Raw genomic sequence first — 20,192 nt, forward strand, 5'->3', positions numbered from 1 at the left:
CCGGCCATAGAAGGTTTCGCCCCGCGCTCAAATAGCGAAGCGATAGCGCAACCAGAATGCGAAGGGCGACAGACGCTTACGCCGCCTTCGCCGCATCTGTCTTCCCAAACCGGCCATAGAAGGTTTCGCCCTTCGCCGCCATGTCGCGCAGCAATTGCGGCGGGGCAAAGCGGTCACCGTATTTGGCCGTCAGTTCGTCCAGTTCCTCGACAAACTTCGCCGTCCCGATGGCGTCGATCAGAGAGACGATCCCGCCCGACCACGGCGCAAAGCCCCAGCCGAGGATCGAGCCGACATCGGCTTCGCGCGGATCGCTGATGACGCCCTCTTCGAAGCAGCGCGCCGCCGTCACCGCCTGAATATACAGCAGGCGCTTGCGGATATCTTCAGCCAGTTCCGGCGTCGAGTCGGTGATGGTGGGCGCGAACTTGTCCGACAGGCCCGGCCACAGGCTCTTGTTACCGCCCGCTTCCGGATAGTCGTAGAAGCCCTTGCCATTCTTGCGCCCCAGACGCCCGTCGGCGACCATCTGCGCCACCTCTTTTTCGCCGGGGATGGGCACATAGGCATCGCCCATAGCCTTGGCGGTTTCGGAGGTGATCTTGACCAGCAGGTCGAGCGCCACATCGTCCATCATCTCCAGAGGCCCGCGCGGCATCCCCGTGGCGCGGCCGACATTGTCGATCAGGGCCGGGGCATAGCCTTCGGCCCACAGGTGCAGGCCTTCGGCGGTGAACGGGATGAAGCAGCGGTTGGCGTAGAAGAAGCGCGCGTCATTGACGACGATCGGCGTCTTGCGGATCTTCAGCACGTAGTCGATGGCCTTGGCCAGAGTCTCGTCCGAGGTTTCCTTGCCGCGGATAATTTCGACCAGCATCATCTTGTCCACCGGCGAGAAGAAGTGAATGCCGATGAATTTAGAGGCATCGACCGAAGCCTTGGCCAGCAGCGAAATGGGGATGGTCGAGGTATTGGTGCCAAAGATCGCCGTTTCGGCCTTATCGCCCGTATAGAGCTGGGCCTCGGCGTCCTTGGTGACCTTTTCTTTCAGTTCGGTGTTTTCAAACACCGCTTCGACCACCAGATCGGAACCGGCAATCTGCGTATAGTCTGAGGTCGGCACGATCAGGTCGAGCAGGGCCTGCGCCTTTTCCTGAGTCATCTTGCCGCGCGATACGGCCTTTTTGACAAGGGACTCGCAGTGAGATTTTCCCTTCGACGCGGCTGCGTCGTCACGGTCGATCAGGATGACGCGGATACCGGCCTGCGCCGACACATAGGCAATCCCCGCCCCCATCATGCCGGCGCCGAGAACGGCGACCTGTTTCGGGTCGGTCTTTTCCACGCCCGCCGGGCGGCCGGAGCCCTTGCCCAGTTGCTGCATGGAGAAGAAGAAGGTGCGGATCATCGCCTTGGCCTGCGGGGTTTGCAGGGTGTTGACGAAGTAGCGGCTTTCGACCTTGATGGCGCTGTCGAACGGCAGTTGCAGGCCTTCGTAAACGGCGCGCATCAGGTTCACCACGGCGGGATAGTTGCCATAGGACTGCTTGCGCAGCAGGGCATTGGCCATGATGAAGATTTGCGCACCCGCCGGATGGTAGGGGCCGCCGCCGGGAATCTTGTAATCCTTCTTGTCCCACAGGGCGACCGGATCGCCTTTGGTCCTGATCCAGGTTTTGGCCGCCTCGACCTCCTGACCGACCGGCACCACCTCGTGCACGATACCGGCAGACAGGGCGTCCTTCGGCTTGAAGCTCTTGCCTTCCGACATGGCCATCAGCGCCGCCTGCGCCCCGATCAGGCGCGTCAGGCGTTGCGAGCCGCCGCCGCCGGGGAAAAGACCGATCTTGATTTCCGGCAGGCCCACCTGCGTCTTGGGGCCGTCATTCAGCACGCGATAATGACAGGCGAGCGCCAGTTCCAGACCGCCGCCCAGCGCCAGCCCGTTAAGCGCCACCGCCACCGGCTTGCCGCAGGTTTCAAGCTGGCGATAGACGCGGTTCATCTCAAAGGCGGCGGCGAAACCGGCCTTCAGCGCGCCTTCGGGATCGCTAGGATCGGATTTGGCTTCCCACGCCCCGCCCAGCATTTCTTCGAGGTCAGCCCCGGCGCAGAAGCCGGTCGTCTTGCCCGACGTGATCACCATGCCCTTGACCTCGGCGTCGGTTTTGGCGCGCTCAGCAATAGCCAGCAGGTCGGCCAAGGCCTGCTTGGTAAAGGTGTTCATGGTCTTGCCCGGCACGTCGAAGGTGCAGAGCAGGATGCCATCGGCGTCGAGTTCGGTTTTGAAGCATTCCATTGTGTTTTCTCCCTCGACTGTTCTTAAATCCGCTCGATGACCGTGGCCGTAGCCATGCCACCGCCGACGCACAGCGTGACCAGTGCCGTTTCCTTGCCCGTGCGCTCCAGCTCATCGAGCACGGTGCCGAAGATCATGGCACCCGTGGCCCCCAGCGGGTGCCCCATGGCGATAGCGCCGCCGCAGACATTGATCTTGTCATGCGGAATATCGAGCGCCTGCATGTAGCGCAGCACCACCGAGGCAAAGGCTTCGTTCAGTTCGTAAAGGTCGATATCCGACACGCTCATGCCGAGCTTTTTCAGCACCTTTTCCGTGGCAAAGGATGGCCCGGTCAGCATGATCGACGGCTCAGAGCCGATGGAGGCCATGCCCTTGATGCGGGCGCGCGGCTTGAGCCCCGAAAGGGCAGCGGCTTCGGCCGAGCCGATCAGGACAGCCGCGGCGCCATCGACGATGGCCGACGAATTGCCCGGTGTATGCACGTGATTGACGCGCTCGATTTCGGGATAGCGCTGATTGATCACCGCATCGAAGGCCATTTCGCCCATCATGGCGAAGGACGGGTTGAGGCCGCCCAGCGTTTGCATATCCGTATTGGGGCGGATGGTTTCGTCGTGATCGAGACGGGTGACGCCCATCTGATCCTTCACCGGCAGGATCGACTTTTTAAAGCGCCCTTCGGCCCAGGACTGCGCCGAACGCTTATGCGATTCGACGGCGTAGGCATCGACGTCGTTGCGCGAAAAGCCCCACTTGGTGGCGATCATGTCGGCGGACACGCCCTGCGGCACGAAATAGGTCGGGAAGGCGGCATTGACGTCGATGGCCCACGCCCCGCCGTCTGAGCCCATCGGGACGCGACTCATGGCTTCGACGCCGCCGCCAATAGCCATGGTGGCCTCGCCCGAAATGACCTTACCGGCCGCGATATTGATGGCCTCAAGGCCCGAGGCGCAGAAGCGGTTGACCTGAATGCCGCCGGTCGTTTCCGCATAGCCCGCCGCCAGCACCGCCGCACGGGCGATATCACCGCCCTGCTCGCCCACCGGGGTCACGCAGCCAAAGGCCACATCATCGACTAGTGCCGTATCGAGACCGTTGCGGTCCTTCAGCCCCTTGAGCACCTGCCGCGACAGGTCCAGCGCCGTGATTTCGTGCAGGCTGCCGTCCTTCTTGCCTTTGCCGCGCGGCGTGCGCACCGCGTCGTAAATATAGGCGCCTGGGCTTAAGCTGGCCATTGCCATCCTCCTGAGTTTTGTTTTTGATCGCGCATCCTGAATACCGCTTCACACGTTCGGGGGGATGCGCGCATGGTGTTGCTTACTTGCGCCCGCTTTACGCAAACGTCAAGATAGACGTAAGGTAACATTCGCGAGACTTTTTCGTAGCGCGCTGATTTGACACAGCATTATTCCTTGATGACGAAGGCCTTGTGACTCTTCACCAGAGAGGCTTATTTGTCATACAAAGTTGACGCCCGGCCCGGATTTCTATAGTCCCTGAAAGGTGAGGCCACATAAAAACCGGAGGAACCCCATGACCGATGCTATTCTTCGCCGCTCCAAACCGGGGGCCGCTCTGGGTGAAGGCCTGTTGTGGTCGCGCCGCGACGCGTGCGTCTATTGGGTGGACATTCTGGGCAATCGTCTGCACGCCTTTTATCTGGCCGACGGGTCGGAAAAGACCTGGTACTTTCCCGATCATATCGGCTGGGTGATTGAGCGCGAAAAGGGCGGTTTTATCGCGGGCCTGATGAGCGGCTTTCACGAACTGAGCCTTGAGCCCTTCATCCTCAAGCACCTTCTCAATCCCTTCCCGCACGAGCCGGGTAATCGTCTGAACGACGCCAAGGCCGACGATCAGGGCCGCATCTGGGCCGGCTCGATGCACAAGCCGCAGGAAAAAAAGTCCGGGGCCCTGTACCGCCTGAATACCGATCTCAGCCACATCGAGGTGGATGGCCCGTATCAGGTGGCCAATGGCCCGACCTTCTCGCCCGATCATACCAAAATCTATCACACCGACTCAGGCGAAAACGACGTCTTCGTCTTCGACATCATAGACGGTGAAGCGGTCAACAAGCGGCTGTTTGTGCACTTCCCCGACGACTGGGGGTCGCCCGACGGCATGACCACCGACGCGCAGGGCGGCATCTGGATCGCGCACTGGGGCGGTGGGAAGGTCAGCCGCTTTACGCCGGACGGCGCGCTCGATTTTTCGATCGCCCTGCCTGCCAAACAGATCACCAATATCTGCTTCGCCGGTGACGCACTGGACCGCGCCTTCGTCACCTCCGCTGCCGTCGATCAGCCCGATGATCGTGAAGCGGGGACTTTGTTTGAAATCCCAAGTGAACTGTTGCGGGGCCATACCGGCCTTGAACCGCAAAAGTTCAAGGGGTAGGAACACCCAGCCGCCACCTCTCTTCGCCACGCAGGGGAGGAGATTTCAGGAAAAGCCATGACCACACCTTCGCTGATCGCCGCCGACTGGGGCACCACCAATTTCCGCCTGTTCCTCTATGATGAGGCCGGTCAGGTCATCGCCCGTCACGCCGCCAATATCGGCCTGAAAAACCTCGGCGTCCTGAGCTTTGAACAGGCGCTCCTCAGCGTGCTGAAAGGCGATTTCGCCGGTCTGGAGCACCTGCCCTTTCTGCTGTCCGGCATGGTGGGCTCGCGTCAGGGCTGGGTCGAAGCCCCCTACGCCGCCTGCCCGGCCAGCCTGCAAACCCTCGCCGACGGCCTCGTCAAGGCCCCGTCCGAGCTGGACGTCGCCATCGTCCCCGGCCTGTTCGCCGAAAGCCCCGGCACGGGCCTGCTCAACGTCATGCGCGGCGAGGAAACCCAGATTTTCGGCATTCTTCAGTCCGATCCGTCTGACGGCTTCTTCGTCCTGCCCGGCACCCATTCCAAGTGGGCGCTGGTGCGCGGCGGCAAGGTCGAATCCTTCTCGACCCACATGACCGGTGAAATGTTCCAGGTGCTCAAGGCCCACTCCATCCTTGGCCTTTTGATGGAAAACAGCACCGACAACGAAGAGGTGTTCCTGAAAGGCGTTGAGCGCGGCATGTATAACCGCGCTTTCCTGTCGGTCATCTTCTCGGTGCGCACCGAGGCCCTGTTCAATCACATCGCGCCGGAGCATCTGGCGACCTATCTGTCGGGCATACTGATCGGCGCGGAAATCGTCGCTGAACTGGAGCGCCACGGCAAGAGCCCGGTGCGACTGGTCGGTGACGGCGCGCTGGTCGATCTCTACGAAAAGGCGCTGGCCTTCGCCGGCTTCACCGACGTGACCCGCTTCGACGGCAATGCCGCCTCTGAATCAGGCCTTTGGGCGATTCACAAGCTCCGGAGTTCCAAATGACCCTTACCCAACGCTGGCAGGACACGCTGGCTACCCTGCCGCTGGTCGCCATCCTGCGCGGCCTCGGTCCCGATGAAGCGCTGGACGTCGGTGACGCCCTGATCAGCGCCGGCTTCAAGGTGGTTGAGGTGCCGCTCAACTCGCCGCAGCCCTTTGTCTCCATCGAAAAGCTGGCCGCGCATCTGGGCGACAAGGCCATTGTTGGCGCGGGCACGGTGTTGAAGCTGGACGACGTGCAAAAGCTGCACGATGTGGGCGGGCAGATCTGCATTTCGCCGAACACCAATCCTGAAATCATCCGCTTTGCCAAGGCGCTGGGCCTGATCTCCTTCCCGGCCTTTTTCACCCCGACCGAAGCCTTTGCGGCCATCGACGCGGGTGCTGACGCGCTTAAGCTGTTCCCCGCCGAACTGGCCGGCCCCAAGGGCCTGAAGGCCGTCAAGGCCGTGCTGCCGCGCAGCCTGCCGGTCTTCCCGGTCGGCGGCGTCGAGCCCGGCAATATGAAGGAGTTTGTGGCCGCCGGTGCCGCCGGCTTCGGCATCGGCTCCAGCGTCTATAAGCCCGGCGACACGCCGGAAATCGTCCACGCCAAGGCCACCGCCTTTGTGGACGCCTGGAACGCCTTAAAGGCCTAAGCCACAAACCCCTCTCCTTTTTAAAGGAGAGGGGTTTTTCATGCGGCGTCGAAGGTCTGACGCGCTTCGGCGATGCGCGGGTGATTATCCACTGCCCAAGCCACCAGTGCTGTCAGGGCGGGCATCAGCGACTCCCCCAGCGGCGTCAGGCGATATTCGACGCTGGGCGGCACGGTGGCGAAGACATGGCGGCTGATATAGCCGTCGCGTTGCAGATCGCGCAGGGTCTGGGTCAGCATCCTTTGTGAAATATCCGGCACGGCGCGCTTCAGTTCCCCGAAACGGTGCGGTTTGGTCGAAAGCACCAGCAGCAGCAGGCTCGACCACTTGCCGCCAATATGGTCCATCACATCACGTACCGGGCATGTTGATATATCGAACCCGGCATTCAGCACAGCCTCGGCAATCGTCGGTTCTTCCGCGCTCACGATTCTGAGGGGTTGCGCAGCCGAGTCCAGAAACCGGTTCCCACGTTTTGGGCTGCGCGCCAATGGTTCCCTTTTCATCCCTATCTCCCGAAATAGTGCCGTCTTTACAGGTACACAAAACTTCCTATTTTGCACATGATCTCGTTTTGAGACTAATGCGAAATATATAGAGAAAGGACCACTCCATGTCCACCATCCTCGTGACCGGCGCTTCGGGCCAACTGGGCCAGCTTGTCCTGAAGGCGCTCGAAGACAGCCCGCACACCGTCATCGCCGCCTCGCGCGACCCGTCGAAGCTGAACACGCCTTTTGCCACCCGCACCGCCGATTTTGACCAGCCCGACACCCTCGTTGCGGCCTTCACAGGCGTGGACCGCGTGCTGATCATCTCGACCGACGCCCTCGCTGTGCCGGGTCAGCGCCTGAAACAACACACCGCCGCCATCGACGCCGCCAGGGCGGCGGGCGTGCAGCACATCGTCTATACCTCCCTGCCCAATGCCGAGCCGGGTAACAAGATCACCTTCGCCCCGGATCACTACGGCACCGAACAGGCGATCAAGGCGTCCGGGATCGCCCATACGATCCTGCGCAATAACTGGTACATCGAAAACCTGATGATGAGCCTGCCGCACGCGCTGGAAACCGGTCAGTTCTATACCTCTGCGCCCGAAGGCCGCGTGGCCTATGTAGCGCGCGAAGACGCCGCCCGCGCGGCGGCGGCGGCCCTCAGTGACGCCCCCGGCGGCACCGTTACCGTCACCGGCCCTGAAGCCCTCACCTATGGCGACGTCGTGGCGATCGCCAACGAGCTTACCGGCAAGCCGATCAGCCTGATCCCCCTCACCGATGAACAGTTCGGCGGCGGTCTGAAGGCGGCGGGCCTGCCCGACTTCGTGGCCGACATGCTGACCTCGGCCGAAGCCGCCATCCGCGCCGGGCAGCTCGACGGTGTCACGGATACGGTAAAGACCCTGACCGGTCAGGCCCCGAAGACGGTGCATGAGGTGCTGACGGCGCTTCTGAAAGCGTAATCTCAAGTCGGGCGGCGGAGTAGCCTCCGCCGCCCGTCCGGTCTATACAGACGTGCATGTTGATTCATCCTGTGCACAGCGAAGACCTGAACGACCTGTCCCGACTGGGCCGCGACACCTTCACCGATACCTTCGGCCATCTTTATCCGCCGGAGGATCTGACGACCTATCTGGACGCGACCTATGCGCCGCAGGTGCTGGCCGAAGAGATTGAGGGCGTCGATCAGTTCTGGCGCCTCGTGCGCGACGATATGGGCCGCGCCATCGCCTATATCCAGGCCGGCCCCGTTGGCCTGCCGCACCCCGAAGCCGACCCGCAAACCCAGGGCGAAATCAAGCGCCTCTACGTGCGCAATGACGCGCAGGGATTGGGTCTTGGCAAGCAGTTGCTGGAAATGGGGCTCGCCTTTCTTAAGGCGCGTTATGGCAATGCGCCGCAGTGGATCGGCGTGTGGAGCGAAAACTACCGCGCCCAGAAACTCTATGACAGCTATGGCTTCACGCGCGTCGGAGACTATGGTTTCAAGGTCGGCGGCAGCACCGATCTGGAGTTCATTCTGCGTCGATAAGACCGTGGCGCAGCGCCTGAAGCAGGACCGCCGCATAGCCGTCCTTTTCCAGCGCCAAAAGGGCATCGGCCGGGCTCAGCCACTCGGTTTCGTGGTCCATTTCGATCTTGGTTTCAGGCCGCTCTGCCACAATGTCCGCCAGATAGATGCGGGCGTGGTTGGCGTAGGGCTTGCCGTCTGTATTGATAAAGTACTGCAACACCTCGCCCGCAAAGGCCCCCACTGACACCTCGAACCCGCCCTCTTCGCGGCATTCGCGGATCACGGCGTCTTCGGGGGTTTCGTCACCCTCGATGCCGCCGCCGGGCAGGTCCAGCTTACCGTCCTGCCGCATCAGGGCCAGACGCCCATCCCGCATAATGAGCGCATAGGCCGCGCTGCGGGCCAGATAGGTCAGGCCGGGCACCTTTATGCCATAAGCATTGAGCGCGGGCAGCGGCATTACTTGTCGTCTTCGCCGCGCAGGGCCTTCCACGCATCGCCGCGCCCGGCCACCACGTCCTCATAGGTCACGGCCGGATAGCCGAAGCCCATCGCCTTCGATTCGCGCCAGGCGTCGAGCAGAGCGTCGCGCAGGTCCGAAGCCCCCTGCCCCAGCCGCCCGACCATAAAGCCCTTGCCGCGCGTGTCGCCGTCATTGAAGCCGCCCGCCTTGTACAGTTCATAGAGCGGCGTGACATATTTCCAGTTGCGATCCAGACGCGCGCTGAAGCAGCGTTCCGCCGTATCGGTGCAGGCTTCGCTGGCCGACATGGCGGCGCGCACGTCCTCATTATTGATGTTGGCGCTGACGAAGGCGCTTTCCAGCGGCCCGTGGATCGGCTCCAGAGTGAAGTTCTGCGGGTTCGGATACTCCTTGCCCCAGCCATTATAGTGGATCGACAGGTGCAGGGGCTGAGACGCGTCGCCCACATAGTGCGACAGGATACCAATATCGCGCAGCGTCAGGGCTTCACGACGGCGGATCGCCTCTTTCAGCCACGCCTTGCGCTTGGGGTCGGTTTCATGCGCTTCCATGTAGGTCATGCCGCGCCAGTAGGCGAAATCCTTGACCACCTGCTGCCACGCATCGACCAGCGCATAGTTGAGATAGCCCGACTTCCACGGCATGACGTTCTTTGAGCGCAGAAGGGCGTCAAAGTCCGAGCGCGAGGCCGGTACGTCCTGAAGACGCACACCGGCGAGGGTCTTGCCCTCGTCGTCGAGGTCGATAAAGTGTGCCGAATCCCGTTCGAAATCGTGCACCTTGCCCGCCCCTTTCCAGGCGTCGGGCTCATTGGAATAGAAGCCGATATCGCCAATGCCTTGGGTGCTGCGCAGAAACTCCGGCATATAGGTCGGCAGGGCGCGTGCCGCCTCTTCGCCGACGATGCGGTGGCCGGTCGGGCCCCAGGCGAAGGCCGAGCCCGCCGAAAGCAGGGCCGCAGCGGTGAGCAGCAGAGAACGAAGGGTCTTCATGCGGGGAAACCTTTGAGAAAGGGTCATTTCCCCTCTCGAATAGCCGATTTACCCCGGCAACGCCAGTGCGGCTTGGGCAACCCGCGTTATCCCTCAGGTGCCAGAGTGACCTCAAGGCCATTGAGATCGTCGCGCATCAAAATCTGACACGACAGGCGCGAATTGCGCTTCACAAGGAAGGCTTCGTCCAGCTTTTCCTCTTCCTCGTCAGACTTTTCGATCAGTTTGGGCAGCCAGTCCGCGCCGACATAGACGTGGCAGGTGGCACATTCCAGCGCACCCCCGCATTCCGCCTTGATCGGCAGGCCGTTGTCGCGGATGATCTCCATGATGCGCCAGCCTTCGATGGCCGGCAGGGTGTGCTGCACGCCCTCGCGGTCGGTGCACAGGATATGGAGTTCGTCGCTCATGAGGGTGCCTTATCAGGGTTTGGTGGCGCATGGGGTTTGACGCGCTTTTCGTCCGAAACGTGCATCACACGTTTCGAAAAGCGCTCTAGCGGCCACGACCGGTGCCGACAAGCGATTTCAGCTCTTTAAACGGTTTAGCTCAAGTCCATGCAGATAGGCCGCGACATCCATCAGGGCCGCATCAAGGGCCGTCCTGACCTTATCCAGACGCCCTGCCGCCCCGGCCTCATCGCCACGTTCGGCCGCCTCGGCCGCCGACGAAAGCGCATTGGCCCCGATCCCGGCTGCAGCCCCTTTTAGCGTGTGGGCCGCGTCGCGCCAGCCGGGATGGCCCGTATCGAGCAGCGGCGCCCACAGTTCGGCCTGCTGCCGAAAGAGGTTCAGCACCTCTTCGATAACCGTCGTATCGTTCAGCGTATAGGCCTCAAGGTGTGCGAAATCGACCGCGCCGGACAGATCGCGAAACGCCATGATAACCCCTCTGTTGCTATGACCCTGTCACAGTGCGGCGCTTCGCGGCGCATGACAAGCGCTCAGTTCAGCCCCGGTTGAACCCGCTGCAAGGAGGCTTCCATGCCGTCCAGAAACACCGACCGCACATTGGCCATGCGACATTCGGAAATGAGATGGCGGGCCATCTGGGCATGGTCCAGCAAGGCCCGCTGCCATGCCTGCGTACAGGCTTCGGGCGTGATGTCCTGATTAAGGGGACAGACCTCGGCCCGCAGGCGGTCGTTAAAACGGATCAGTTCCTCAAGGGCCGCATGGTGGCGATATCCGCTCATCGTCTTACGCTTACTTTCTGTGACAAGCTTTTTGTGACGTGTCGGCCGGAAGCCCCGCGTCAAACTGTTACAGATGTCATTACTCTTTTTCGCATACCCGTGCAATCGCGATGCGTGCAAACCTCACGTGTGAACATAAAAAGGCCCCGGTCTCTCTACCCGGGGCCTTTATACCAACGGCCGAAGCGACTGAGCGCATTCGTCCGTTGAAAACTCGCGACGGTCCATGGCCAGGTGGAGAAAGCCCTCAGCCCGATGCGATAAATCCAGAATAGTCCGAACCTGATAAAGGGACGATAGGGGGAAGCCCCGAAAAGCACGAAGGCCCCGTAGAGAGACCAGGGCCTTCGGGCCGCAGCTTGACCGTTGCAGGTGGATCTGGATCAACGACCTTTTGCGGCGCGTGAAGCATAGAGGTTTGCGCATAAACATTCGATATGCCGAAAGGAAACCGTCCGTTCACAGCAGACTATCGGCCTCGCGCGCCCCGAAATGACGGGTGAAACCGAGGCTCAGGGTAAACACATGGCGCGATCTCAGCGCGGGTCTGCGCCAGTCGTCCCCATAGAGACGGTCGGCGCTGCCCTGAACAAAGGCCGTGGTCCGCTCATCGAGCCTGTGCCCCAGCGTGACTTCACTGCCCAGTGTAAAGTAACTGGCGCGGCGCGTGGGCGGAAGGCCAAGGAAAGGGCCTGAAAAGCGGGAGTCGGCCCATGCCCCGCGCAACTCCACGCCGATGGCGGTCCGCGACGACAGCCGCGCTCCGGCGTCATAGGACAGGTCGCCGGACCAGCCCTGATAACTGTTCAGGGCGCGGCGCAGGCGCAGTTCGACATCGCCGAAACCCGTCTGCCACTGGGAAAAGCCGCCAAATTCAACCGCGTCAGGCAAGGGGCGCGCGCCGCGCGGCAGCTTATCACGATAGGCTTGCCGATATTCCAGAACCGGCCCCACGCGCCAGCGGCCCCTTTCGGCGGCGGTCCACCTGACACCCTCATCCAGACTGACCTGCCAGCGATCCCCGACCCTGAGTTCGACAATGGGATAAAGGTCGCTGACCGCCTCAACCGCTCCGATATGGGCGGGACGGCGACGCCAGATAACCCCCACATCGCCACTGGCGCGCATTCCGAAAAGCGTGCTAAGTCCTTTGGGCACGACCGCCTCAGGGCGCTCAAACGACATGGATGACCGCTGAGAGGCCCCGGCCGTGTCGGGGGTGGCGACCACGCAGGCCACCGGCACGGAAGACGCGGTCACCATCGCCGGTGCCGCGATCACGCCTCGCCCCTTTCACCCCGCGCCAGAAGACCGATACCGGCGAGAATGAGAACGGAGCCGCCGACCGTCGCCAGATCGACCCGTTCATGGAAACCGAAAATGCCGATAGCGATGACCAGACAGTAGCTAATGGCCGTCAACGGGAAGGCGCGCGCCAGGTCCAGACGGTTCAGTATGGCCAGCCAGGCCAGAAGCCCGATAATCTCCACGCCGATCAGCGTCCAGAACAGCGGCGAAGTCGCCAGATGCAGGGCCAGAGTCAGGGCATCGCCCTGACCCAGCCCGTTACCGAGTGCCTTGGCCAGATACTGATAGGCGGCCACGCACAGGGGCTGGGTGATCATTAGCGGCACAAGCGCCCATTTTGACCGGGAGGGCGTCATGCCGCATCCCCGACCGGGTCGGCGGCAAACAGGGGCGACAGGCGCTTCAGCACGCGCGACACAAGGGCATTGCGATGGGTAAAGGCCATATCGGTGCGCACAAGCTGGCAGCCCAGCCGCAGCTTGTTGGCATAGGCCGCCTGCCCGGCCTGAAAAACGCGGATGCCGTTGTCCAGACACCACTCGATATTGTCGAACCACGACACGAAGTAGAGATTATGCGCGCGGCCGGCCTCGCCCATTACGAAAAACTTGTCGATCAGGGTGGTGTCGTCGTGCAGCAGCAGGTTGGCGGCCAGAAGCTCATCGCCCTTTAGATAAAGCGTGCAAAAGGCCCGGCCCGGCTTCGCGCTCAGCACCCGACGGAAATAGTCGGGGGTCAGTTCCTCCAGCACCATCTCGGCCCGTTCGCGGGTGGCGCGATAAAGAGCCATCAACGCCTCTTCAAAACCGTCAAGGCGGGTGACACGACGGACCTCCACGCCCTCACGGCCGCGCAGCTTGCGCCGCATGTCCTTGCGCGTGGCGTGCGACAGGCGCGCCAGATAGGCGTCCATGTCAGGAAAGTCGATCGGCAGGCAGGCGATCGGCAGGCCGGAGACCACGCCAAAGCCACGTTCGGCCAGCACCGGCGACCACAGGGCACGATCCGTTTCCACCAGATCTTTCACCGCCATCAGCGCGCCCCCGCGCTCACGCGCGGCCTGCAAAAACCCGTCGCGCAGGCCGCACGCAATCTCTGGCGCCCGTGAGGCATCGGCAATCCCCAGCATGGCCCTTTCGCTACAGGGCGAGCCCAGCGCCGCCAGAGAGGCCCGCAGAACCCACGGGGCCACTGTCTTGATCTGCGTGAGGGCGCGGCGCAGTTCGGGGGGATCCAGCGTCGTTTCGAGGTCATAGGACGTCAGGAAGGCCGGGGCGGCACCCACCACCCGCTTCCCGTCCAGTACACTGACGTAGAAGAAGCGAAACCCCGCAAGGCCGGACCGTTCAACCGCCAGATGGTAGGCATGATCCTCAAGCGCTCCGTCGAAACAGCCATCCCAGTCATCGGCGGCGATCCCGGCCAGCGAGTCGTGAACGCGGACCTCAAGCATCCGACGCCGGCTCCGCAAACCCCGGCATAACCGCATGAATGGCTTCAAGCGTGGCCGCGACGACCTTACCGCGCTCCTGATCGACGTGGACCATGTGGTAGCTGTTCTCCAGCACGACGAGGCGCGCCGAAACACCGGAGGCCTCCCGAAGGCGATGGGCGTTGGACAGGCTGCCGATATCATCTTCGCGGGCATGAACGAGGGTCAGCGGGGTGCGGTTATCCGGCGCGGCGCGCAGCACGGCCTGACCCAGTCGCCACGAGCCGGCCAGACTCTTGTAGGGCATACCCTCAAGCGCGCCGGGGATCAGCGCCTCCTGAGACGTCGCCGCCAGTTCGCGCAGGCGTTCGTCCTTGAGACCGAAAGGATGGCTTTCCTCTACGACATGCGCGCGCAGCCCCGGCAGGTACATGAGCGGCCAGGCCAGCGGGATGATCGCATAATGGGCCTTCATCGCCCAGCCGTCGAAGGCGAACAAGGGCGAATAGACGGTGCAACTGGCGATCGCACGCTTCTGGGCCAGCATAAAGCCCAGAAGACCACCGACGCAGATACCGGCCACATGCACCCGCTCATAGGCCGTGGCTTTTTCGTCATAGAGGCGGATCAGGCTGTCGAGCCAGTCGCGCCAGTCGGTTGCGATCAGGGCCGCATAATCGTGACCATGCCCGGCCAGGAGTGGGGTTTCCACGGCAAGCCCGTGCTGCGCCATCTTTCTGGCCACATAGCGCATTTCCGCCGGCATCCCGGTCAGGCCGTGCACCAGAATAACCAGATCGCGTCCGGTCTTCTCATGCGACAGGTCGCCCGTCATCATATTCATGCGCCCCTCCCCGCCACCAGCGCCACGCCGGACGCGATCAGGACGCAGGCCCCGACCTGCCGGGCGGTCAGTTTTTCTTTCAGAACCACAAGGCTGGCCAGAGGCACGGTGACATAGGTCAGGCAGTTGACCGGATAGGCCACGGCCAGAGGCAGGCCCCTCAGCACCAGAATCCACGCAATGGCCTGCACAGCCCACAGGCCAAGGCCCAGCCACGTCAGGGGATGGAGCAGCGCAGCCACCACGCCGTCCGTGGCATCGGCGGCGCGCTTGTAGCACAGTTCCAGCGCCGTCTCCGCGACGATGCACAGCCCCAGAAGCAGAAGGGCAATCATGACGCCCTCCGGATGTGCGGCAGCAGGCAGTCGCGCAACTGACGATTGGCTGCGGCGTTGATGCGCACGCTCTCCGTATCGAGTTGCACCTGCCACGGCTGGTCCATGGCCGCCTCTACCCGCTTCAGAACCGAGGCAAACAATCCCGGCCCATAGACGGGCAGGCTGGCGTCCCCGACGATATCCGCCCCACGCAGGCGGCGTCCGTCCAGCAGATGCGTCATCCAGCCGATCAGGCGGCTGAGGCGCAGATCGCCCTGATCCCAGTTGGTTACGGCGTCCAGCGGCGACAGGACATCCTTGTCTATGGTGATATAGACATCGTCCGAACCGATCATGCGATCTACGTGCTCAAGGAAGAGGGCGTCGCCTAACGTCTCAATTGTGAGAATGCGACGGCCAGCCACGACGCACTCTTCCCTGGCACCTGCGCGGAGGGGAAACGGGGTGAGAAGCCCCTCGCGCACAACACTGAGGTCGGCCCCCTTACGGGCGCTGCCCTCCATATCCGGACTGCACATGGCTACCGAAATGACCTGACGCACACCGCTGAAGCGCGCGACCTTCGCCGCCCAGCTTCCGCAGTGCATACCGGGCGAAAACCTGACCCAATCCGGGTGGTTATCGAAATGCAGCACCGTCATCCGCCGTTCGGGGGCCGTGTCGGCCGCCCGACGGATCAGCAGGGCGGACACATGGTGAAAATCCCCCGAACCGGCAAAGACCAGCGCCGGGCCCGACCCGTTCAGGGCCTCACGTACCCTCAGATCCAGCGCTTGCAGTGCCGCCGGACGCGACCACAGCCTGAGTGCCGGGCCCAGATCGCGCGCGTCGATGCGACCCGATTCCGCTACAAGGTCCGGCTGAAGGTCGAAAGCACCGTCCAGATCAAGAAGTCGCGCCGTCACTTTATTGTCCAACACACCGCCGCAACAGGCTGTCGAGCAGGCGGATAGCCAAGTCGATCTCGCCCTCAGTGATTTCGAGCGAGGGGGCTAAGGTGATGACATTCTTGTGGTAACCGCCGACATCGAGAATGAGGCCGTATTTTTCGCCGTCGATCTCGATCCCGCCGCGCAGCCCTTCCGCCTCCATGGCGTCCAGCAGGGCCTTATCGGGCGTGAAGCCGTCTTCCTTGCAGATTTCGCAGCGCAGGGCGAGGCCCAGACCATCGACATCGCCGATCTGCGGCCAGCGCTTTTGCAGATCTTTCAGCGCCTCAAGGAAATAGGCGCCTTTGCGCATGACCTTGGCGCCATAGTCCTCTTCGGAGACCATGCGCAGGGTTTCCAAGGCCACCGACGTGCCCATCGGATTGGCGTTGAAGGTGGAATGGGTCGATCCGGGCGGGAAGATGCCGGGATTGATCAGGGCCTCCTTGGCCCACAGGCCCGACAGGGGATTGAGCCCGTTGGTGATCGCCTTGCCGAAGACCAGAACGTCCGGCGTCACGCCGAAATGTTCTATGGCCCACAGCTTGCCCGTACGATAAACGCCCATCTGGATTTCATCGACGACCAGCAGGATACCGTACTGATCAAGGACCGCCTTCAGTTCGCTGAAGAAGTTCATCGGCGGCACGACGTAGCCGCCCGTCCCCTGAATGGGCTCGACATAGAAGGCGGCGTACTCGCACTGACCGGTCTTGACGTCCAGCACGCCATTATATTCGGTCTCAAAGAGGCGCTTGAACTTCTGCACACAGTGGTGACCGTACTCTTCCTTGGTCATGCCCTTCGGGCCGCGGAAATGGTACGGAAATTCGATAAACTGCGCGCGATCGCCGAAATGGCCGAACCGACGGCGATAGCGGTAGGACGAGGTGATGGCCGAGGCACCCAGCGTGCGGCCATGATAGCCGCCCTCAAACGCAAACATCAGGCTTTTGCCGCCGCAGGCATTGCGCACCAGTTTCAGCGAATCTTCGACCGCCTGAGCCCCGCCGACATTGAAATGGACGCGGCCCTTTTCGCCGAACTTGGTCTCCATATCGCGGGCGATAAGCGTCGCCAGCTCGATCTTCTCGCGGTGCAGATATTGCGAGGCCACCTGCGGCAGTGTGTCGAGCTGCCGGTGGGCGGCGGCGTTGAGGCGCGCATTGCGGTAGCCGAAATTGACGGCGGAATACCACATCTGAAGGTCGAGATAGCGCTGCCCCTTGGCATCCATCATGTAGGAACCGTCGCAGCCCGTAAAGACGCGCGGCGTGTCCATATAGTGGACGGTATCGCCATGGGAGCAGTATCTGGCCTCAAGCGCCAGCAGGTCGGATTCCGACAGGTCCTGTGAATCGTACATAGGTTTGATCCTTAGAGCGCTCTTCAAACAAAAAGCGATTTAAACCAAAATATTAGGGGGCTCAGGCCATCAGGTTACGGGTACCATCCCCGACGAGAGCGATACGGATATCGTCGAAGGTCTCGAACGGAATGAAGGTCCGGTTGCGTTCAGCGGCGTAGGTGGCCAGTCGGTCGCGGGCGAACAGGATGTCGGCGCGCTGGCTGACGCAGAAGTCGGAGCGGCCATCACCGATAAAGACCACCGGGCGTTTATCCGTCAGTTCGCGAACCACTGCGCATTTGCAGACCCCTGAGCCGGCGGCACAGCCCGGAACGGCGTGCGGCTGATCCAGACGGTAGGCTTCGCCTTCGAGGATCAGCCGGTTGGACACAACCGGCAGGCCCTCCAGCCCGTGCCGCGACAGGATACGCCGGATAAAACGATCCACGCCGTCACTGACGATGGTGAGCGAGATGCCCGCCCGGCGGCACCAGCCGGCAAAAGCGACAAAGCCTTCGCGCAATTGACAGCGATCCAGCACGGCATCGAGCGCGTCCTCATCCGTGTCGATCAGCGCAATCTGTCCCCGCATACACTCCGCCGCACTGATCCGCCCGGCGATCCAGGCCTCTTCCAGCGCCTGCCAATGGGGGTCTGCGCGATGCGTCAGCACCTGATCGGTCGTGTCGAGAACGGTAATCGTCCCGTCAAAATCGCAAAATACGCGCATGTCGTCGTCCTGTTGACCTTGCTGAGGGCGAAGCTAAACGGGCTGACTGACGCGAAACTGACGAGACGACGACGAAATCGCCTCCCCGCGAATTATATATTATTGAATTTAGTCATAGACTTGCCACATTTTTCTCTGGCACCGCCTCTACCAGGGGTCATTTCCAATGCCGCTTGGTATTAGGCATCTATTTTGGGTAGCATCAGGCGCGCAACCAGACCGGACAGACCGTCGCTACGGTCCACAAGCCGGATACGCCCCCCCAGCAGATCGGCCGCATCGCGCGCAATCGCCAGCCCCAGCCCCGTACCGTTGCGCGTATTGGTCGGCGCCCGCCAGAAGCGGTCAAACGCCTTTTCCTTGTCTTCGTCGCTCATGCCGGGGCCACGGTCGCGGATTTCGATATAGCCCGACGGCAGATTGACCGCCCGCTCGATGTCGATCACCAGCTCTGAGCCCGGCGGCGTATGGCCCATGGCATTTTCGATCAGATTGGCCAGCGCCAGCCGCAAAGCCGTATCCGAGCCGCGGAAGGCAAAGTCGCCCCCCTCCAGAGCGACATCGATGCGGCGCTCGGCAATGACCGGCGCAGCGTCGGCCAGCAACTGCCCCACAACCTCGCGCACGCTGGGGATCAGGGCGTCACTCTCTCCGGCCGCCCCAAGGCGGGCCAGAACCAGCAACTGATCGGCCAGCCGGGCGATGCGGTCGGTGGCGGCATTCAGGGCCATCAGACGCGGCTTCAATTCGGCAGGATCGTCGATACGGGCACATAGCTGCGCTTCGAGACTAAGCGCGGCCAGGGGCGTGCGTAACTGATGGGCGGCCATTTCGATAAAGGTCCGCTCGTGCAGCAGGCCGTCCTCTATGCGGCGAAACAGGCCGTTGATCACAGCGGTCAGTTCGCCCAGTTCGGCGGGCCAGTCTTCGGAACGCACGGGTATAAAGGGCGGGCTGCCCTGCTGCTGCGCCAGTCGCGCACTATAACCATCCAGATCGCGCAACCCGCTTCTCAGGCTGATCCAGATGATGACAAGCAGCAACAGGGCAATGCCGACAAACGGAGCCGCCAGTTGCAGCGCAATATTGTGCACCAGTTGCTTGCGCACCCCCAGACGCTCCCCCACCTGAACGATCGGATAGCCGCCAGGTGCTGCAAGCGTGTAGATACGCCAGACCTTGCCGCCGGAGCGCACATTATGAAAGGTCGAGTTTTCGCTGTCCTGCGGCGCTTTGACGTCCGGGCCGGTATCCGACCTGAACTGCAAGCGGTCCTGATACCAGATACGGAACATCCGCCAGTCGGCATAGGCGTCAAAGGCCTCACGGTCTTCGGCTGACAAGAGCGGCATGTCATCAACCGCCACCACCGAGCCTGTGGTCTTGCGCAGATCGCTCAGTTCGTCGCGCATAAGATTGACCAGCAGATTGGCCCCCAATACCAGTTGCTGATCGAATATCTCATCCACCTCGGACCTGACGGCGGTCGCGGCCACCCCGACAATGGTCAGGGCCCCCACGAGCGTGACCAGAGTCATACGGGCAAACAACCCCCGCGACAGGGATCGCGGCGTCAGAAGCAACTGAAGAAGATCGGGTATGCGCATCAGCGTATCACCATATAGCCCAGCCCCCGCGCACTGACGATGGTCTCCATACCCAGCTTCTTGCGCAGACCGTACACTGCCGACTCGACCGTATTGCTTTCGACGTCCGTGGCGTCGTCATATATGCCGTTTTCGATATCGGTTTTCGACACCCAGCGCCCGGCGCGCGTCACCAGCAGCGACAGGACGCGAAATTCGCGCGCTGTCAGCTTGATGGGGCGGCCCTCCTGACGCACGATCCGGCCTTCTATATCGAGTTCATAGACCCCAAAGCGCACAGCCCCGTTGATTTCGCCGCGCGTGCGACGGATCACGGCCCTCAGGCGGGCCAGCAGTTCATCGAGATCATAGGGCTTGGTCACATAGTCATCGGCCCCGTCATTGAGCGCCTGAAGACGGGTATCGCGCTGGCTGCGGGCGGTGATCACCAGTATGGGCAGGCCATGGCCGCGCTTGCGCAGGCGGCGCAGCAGGCTCAGACCGTCGCCATCGGGCAGGCCAAGATCGAGAAGGGCCGCGGCGAAGTCGCCATAGTCGAGGGCCTGAAGCGCCTCATCAAGCGTCAGCACCCAGTCCACGCCATAGCCCAGTTGTTCGAGCGCCGCCTTCAGCCCGGCCCCCAGACCCCGATCATCCTCTATCAGCAGAACCTGCATAAGGCCGCCA

Annotated in this window: 23 protein-coding genes; 5 read left to right on the forward strand and 18 right to left on the reverse strand. The window is 62.3% G+C overall.

Features of this window, described 5'->3' with window-relative positions:
- Positions 1 to 76: 76 nt before the first annotated feature.
- Positions 77 to 2,299, reverse strand: coding sequence for an FAD-dependent oxidoreductase (locus tag PQU94_RS05020; protein WP_272740390.1), 2,223 nt, complete (start codon positions 2,297 to 2,299; stop codon positions 77 to 79).
- A gap of 23 nt (positions 2,300 to 2,322) precedes the next feature.
- Positions 2,323 to 3,540, reverse strand: a complete 1,218-nt coding sequence (locus PQU94_RS05025) for an acetyl-CoA C-acetyltransferase (RefSeq protein ID WP_272740391.1) — start codon at positions 3,538 to 3,540, stop codon at positions 2,323 to 2,325.
- A 298-nt stretch (positions 3,541 to 3,838) separates the two neighbouring features.
- On the opposite strand from PQU94_RS05025, the gene PQU94_RS05030 reads away from it, so the two are divergent.
- From PQU94_RS05030 to PQU94_RS05040, 3 genes are read left to right on the forward strand one after another with little or no spacing between them, the layout of a single operon-like run.
- Positions 3,839 to 4,705: an SMP-30/gluconolactonase/LRE family protein gene (locus PQU94_RS05030; RefSeq protein ID WP_272740392.1), complete on the forward strand. Its 867-nt coding sequence runs from the start codon at positions 3,839 to 3,841 to the stop codon at positions 4,703 to 4,705.
- A gap of 57 nt (positions 4,706 to 4,762) precedes the next feature.
- A complete protein-coding gene (locus PQU94_RS05035; protein WP_272740393.1) occupies positions 4,763 to 5,671 on the forward strand; it encodes a 2-dehydro-3-deoxygalactonokinase in 909 nt (302 codons plus the stop codon).
- Entirely contained in the window at positions 5,668 to 6,306 is a 639-nt protein-coding gene (locus PQU94_RS05040) for a 2-dehydro-3-deoxy-6-phosphogalactonate aldolase (protein WP_272740394.1), read from the forward strand. The genes PQU94_RS05035 and PQU94_RS05040 overlap by 4 nt, the downstream gene beginning before the upstream one ends.
- A gap of 38 nt (positions 6,307 to 6,344) precedes the next feature.
- Here the strand turns inward: PQU94_RS05040 and PQU94_RS05045 are convergent, their stop codons facing one another.
- Positions 6,345 to 6,734 carry a winged helix-turn-helix transcriptional regulator gene (locus PQU94_RS05045; protein WP_272740395.1) on the reverse strand — a complete coding sequence of 130 codons (390 nt, stop codon included), beginning with the start codon at positions 6,732 to 6,734 and terminating at the stop codon, positions 6,345 to 6,347.
- Positions 6,735 to 6,919: 185 nt separating this feature from the next.
- Here PQU94_RS05045 and PQU94_RS05050 point away from each other — a divergent pair, with 185 nt between their 5' ends.
- A complete protein-coding gene (locus PQU94_RS05050; protein WP_272740396.1) occupies positions 6,920 to 7,768 on the forward strand; it encodes an SDR family oxidoreductase in 849 nt (282 codons plus the stop codon).
- A 56-nt stretch (positions 7,769 to 7,824) separates the two neighbouring features.
- Positions 7,825 to 8,337, forward strand: coding sequence for a GNAT family N-acetyltransferase (locus PQU94_RS05055; RefSeq protein WP_272740397.1), 513 nt, complete (start codon positions 7,825 to 7,827; stop codon positions 8,335 to 8,337).
- Here the strand turns inward: PQU94_RS05055 and PQU94_RS05060 are convergent.
- The 15 genes from PQU94_RS05060 to PQU94_RS05130 all read right to left on the reverse strand — a co-directional run bounded on the left by PQU94_RS05060 (position 8,321) and on the right by PQU94_RS05130 (position 20,182).
- A complete protein-coding gene (locus PQU94_RS05060) occupies positions 8,321 to 8,779 on the reverse strand; it encodes an NUDIX domain-containing protein (RefSeq protein WP_272740398.1) in 459 nt (152 codons plus the stop codon). The genes PQU94_RS05055 and PQU94_RS05060 overlap by 17 nt on opposite strands.
- A complete protein-coding gene (locus tag PQU94_RS05065) occupies positions 8,779 to 9,795 on the reverse strand; it encodes a phospholipase C/P1 nuclease family protein (RefSeq protein ID WP_272740399.1) in 1,017 nt (338 codons plus the stop codon). The genes PQU94_RS05060 and PQU94_RS05065 overlap by 1 nt, the downstream gene beginning before the upstream one ends.
- A gap of 86 nt (positions 9,796 to 9,881) precedes the next feature.
- Complete coding sequence (locus PQU94_RS05070; RefSeq protein ID WP_272740400.1) at positions 9,882 to 10,205, reverse strand: 2Fe-2S iron-sulfur cluster-binding protein; 324 nt, start codon at positions 10,203 to 10,205, stop codon at positions 9,882 to 9,884.
- 117 nt (positions 10,206 to 10,322) lie between these two features.
- Complete coding sequence (locus tag PQU94_RS05075; RefSeq protein WP_272740401.1) at positions 10,323 to 10,676, reverse strand: Hpt domain-containing protein; 354 nt, start codon at positions 10,674 to 10,676, stop codon at positions 10,323 to 10,325.
- 62 nt (positions 10,677 to 10,738) lie between these two features.
- On the reverse strand, positions 10,739 to 10,990 hold the full coding sequence (locus PQU94_RS05080; RefSeq protein WP_272740402.1) for a hypothetical protein: 252 nt from the start codon (positions 10,988 to 10,990) through the stop codon (positions 10,739 to 10,741).
- A gap of 459 nt (positions 10,991 to 11,449) precedes the next feature.
- Positions 11,450 to 12,271 carry a MipA/OmpV family protein gene (locus PQU94_RS05085; protein WP_272740403.1) on the reverse strand — a complete coding sequence of 274 codons (822 nt, stop codon included), beginning with the start codon at positions 12,269 to 12,271 and terminating at the stop codon, positions 11,450 to 11,452.
- Entirely contained in the window at positions 12,268 to 12,654 is a 387-nt protein-coding gene (locus PQU94_RS05090; RefSeq protein WP_272740404.1) for a DMT family transporter, read from the reverse strand. Before PQU94_RS05090 ends, PQU94_RS05085 begins: the two co-directional genes overlap by 4 nt.
- A complete protein-coding gene (locus PQU94_RS05095; RefSeq protein WP_272740405.1) occupies positions 12,651 to 13,751 on the reverse strand; it encodes a GNAT family N-acetyltransferase in 1,101 nt (366 codons plus the stop codon). Before PQU94_RS05095 ends, PQU94_RS05090 begins: the two co-directional genes overlap by 4 nt.
- Positions 13,744 to 14,574 (reverse strand): alpha/beta hydrolase, encoded by an 831-nt coding sequence (locus PQU94_RS05100; protein ID WP_272740406.1) that lies wholly within the window; start codon positions 14,572 to 14,574, stop codon positions 13,744 to 13,746. Before PQU94_RS05100 ends, PQU94_RS05095 begins: the two co-directional genes overlap by 8 nt.
- Positions 14,571 to 14,909 carry a DMT family transporter gene (locus PQU94_RS05105; protein ID WP_272740407.1) on the reverse strand — a complete coding sequence of 113 codons (339 nt, stop codon included), beginning with the start codon at positions 14,907 to 14,909 and terminating at the stop codon, positions 14,571 to 14,573. Before PQU94_RS05105 ends, PQU94_RS05100 begins: the two co-directional genes overlap by 4 nt.
- A complete protein-coding gene (locus tag PQU94_RS05110) occupies positions 14,906 to 15,817 on the reverse strand; it encodes an arginase family protein (protein WP_272740408.1) in 912 nt (303 codons plus the stop codon). The genes PQU94_RS05105 and PQU94_RS05110 overlap by 4 nt, the downstream gene beginning before the upstream one ends.
- 1 nt (position 15,818) lies before the next feature.
- Complete coding sequence (locus PQU94_RS05115) at positions 15,819 to 17,207, reverse strand: aspartate aminotransferase family protein (RefSeq protein WP_272740409.1); 1,389 nt, start codon at positions 17,205 to 17,207, stop codon at positions 15,819 to 15,821.
- A 61-nt stretch (positions 17,208 to 17,268) separates the two neighbouring features.
- Positions 17,269 to 17,919, reverse strand: a complete 651-nt coding sequence (locus tag PQU94_RS05120; RefSeq protein ID WP_272740410.1) for an MtnX-like HAD-IB family phosphatase — start codon at positions 17,917 to 17,919, stop codon at positions 17,269 to 17,271.
- A gap of 179 nt (positions 17,920 to 18,098) precedes the next feature.
- Positions 18,099 to 19,526, reverse strand: a complete 1,428-nt coding sequence (locus tag PQU94_RS05125; protein WP_272740411.1) for an ATP-binding protein — start codon at positions 19,524 to 19,526, stop codon at positions 18,099 to 18,101.
- A complete protein-coding gene (locus tag PQU94_RS05130; protein ID WP_272740412.1) occupies positions 19,526 to 20,182 on the reverse strand; it encodes a response regulator transcription factor in 657 nt (218 codons plus the stop codon). Before PQU94_RS05130 ends, PQU94_RS05125 begins: the two co-directional genes overlap by 1 nt.
- Positions 20,183 to 20,192 lie beyond the last annotated feature (10 nt).

Source organism: Asticcacaulis currens, assembly GCF_028550395.1.
Taxonomy (GTDB): Bacteria; Pseudomonadota; Alphaproteobacteria; order Caulobacterales; family Caulobacteraceae; genus Asticcacaulis; species Asticcacaulis currens.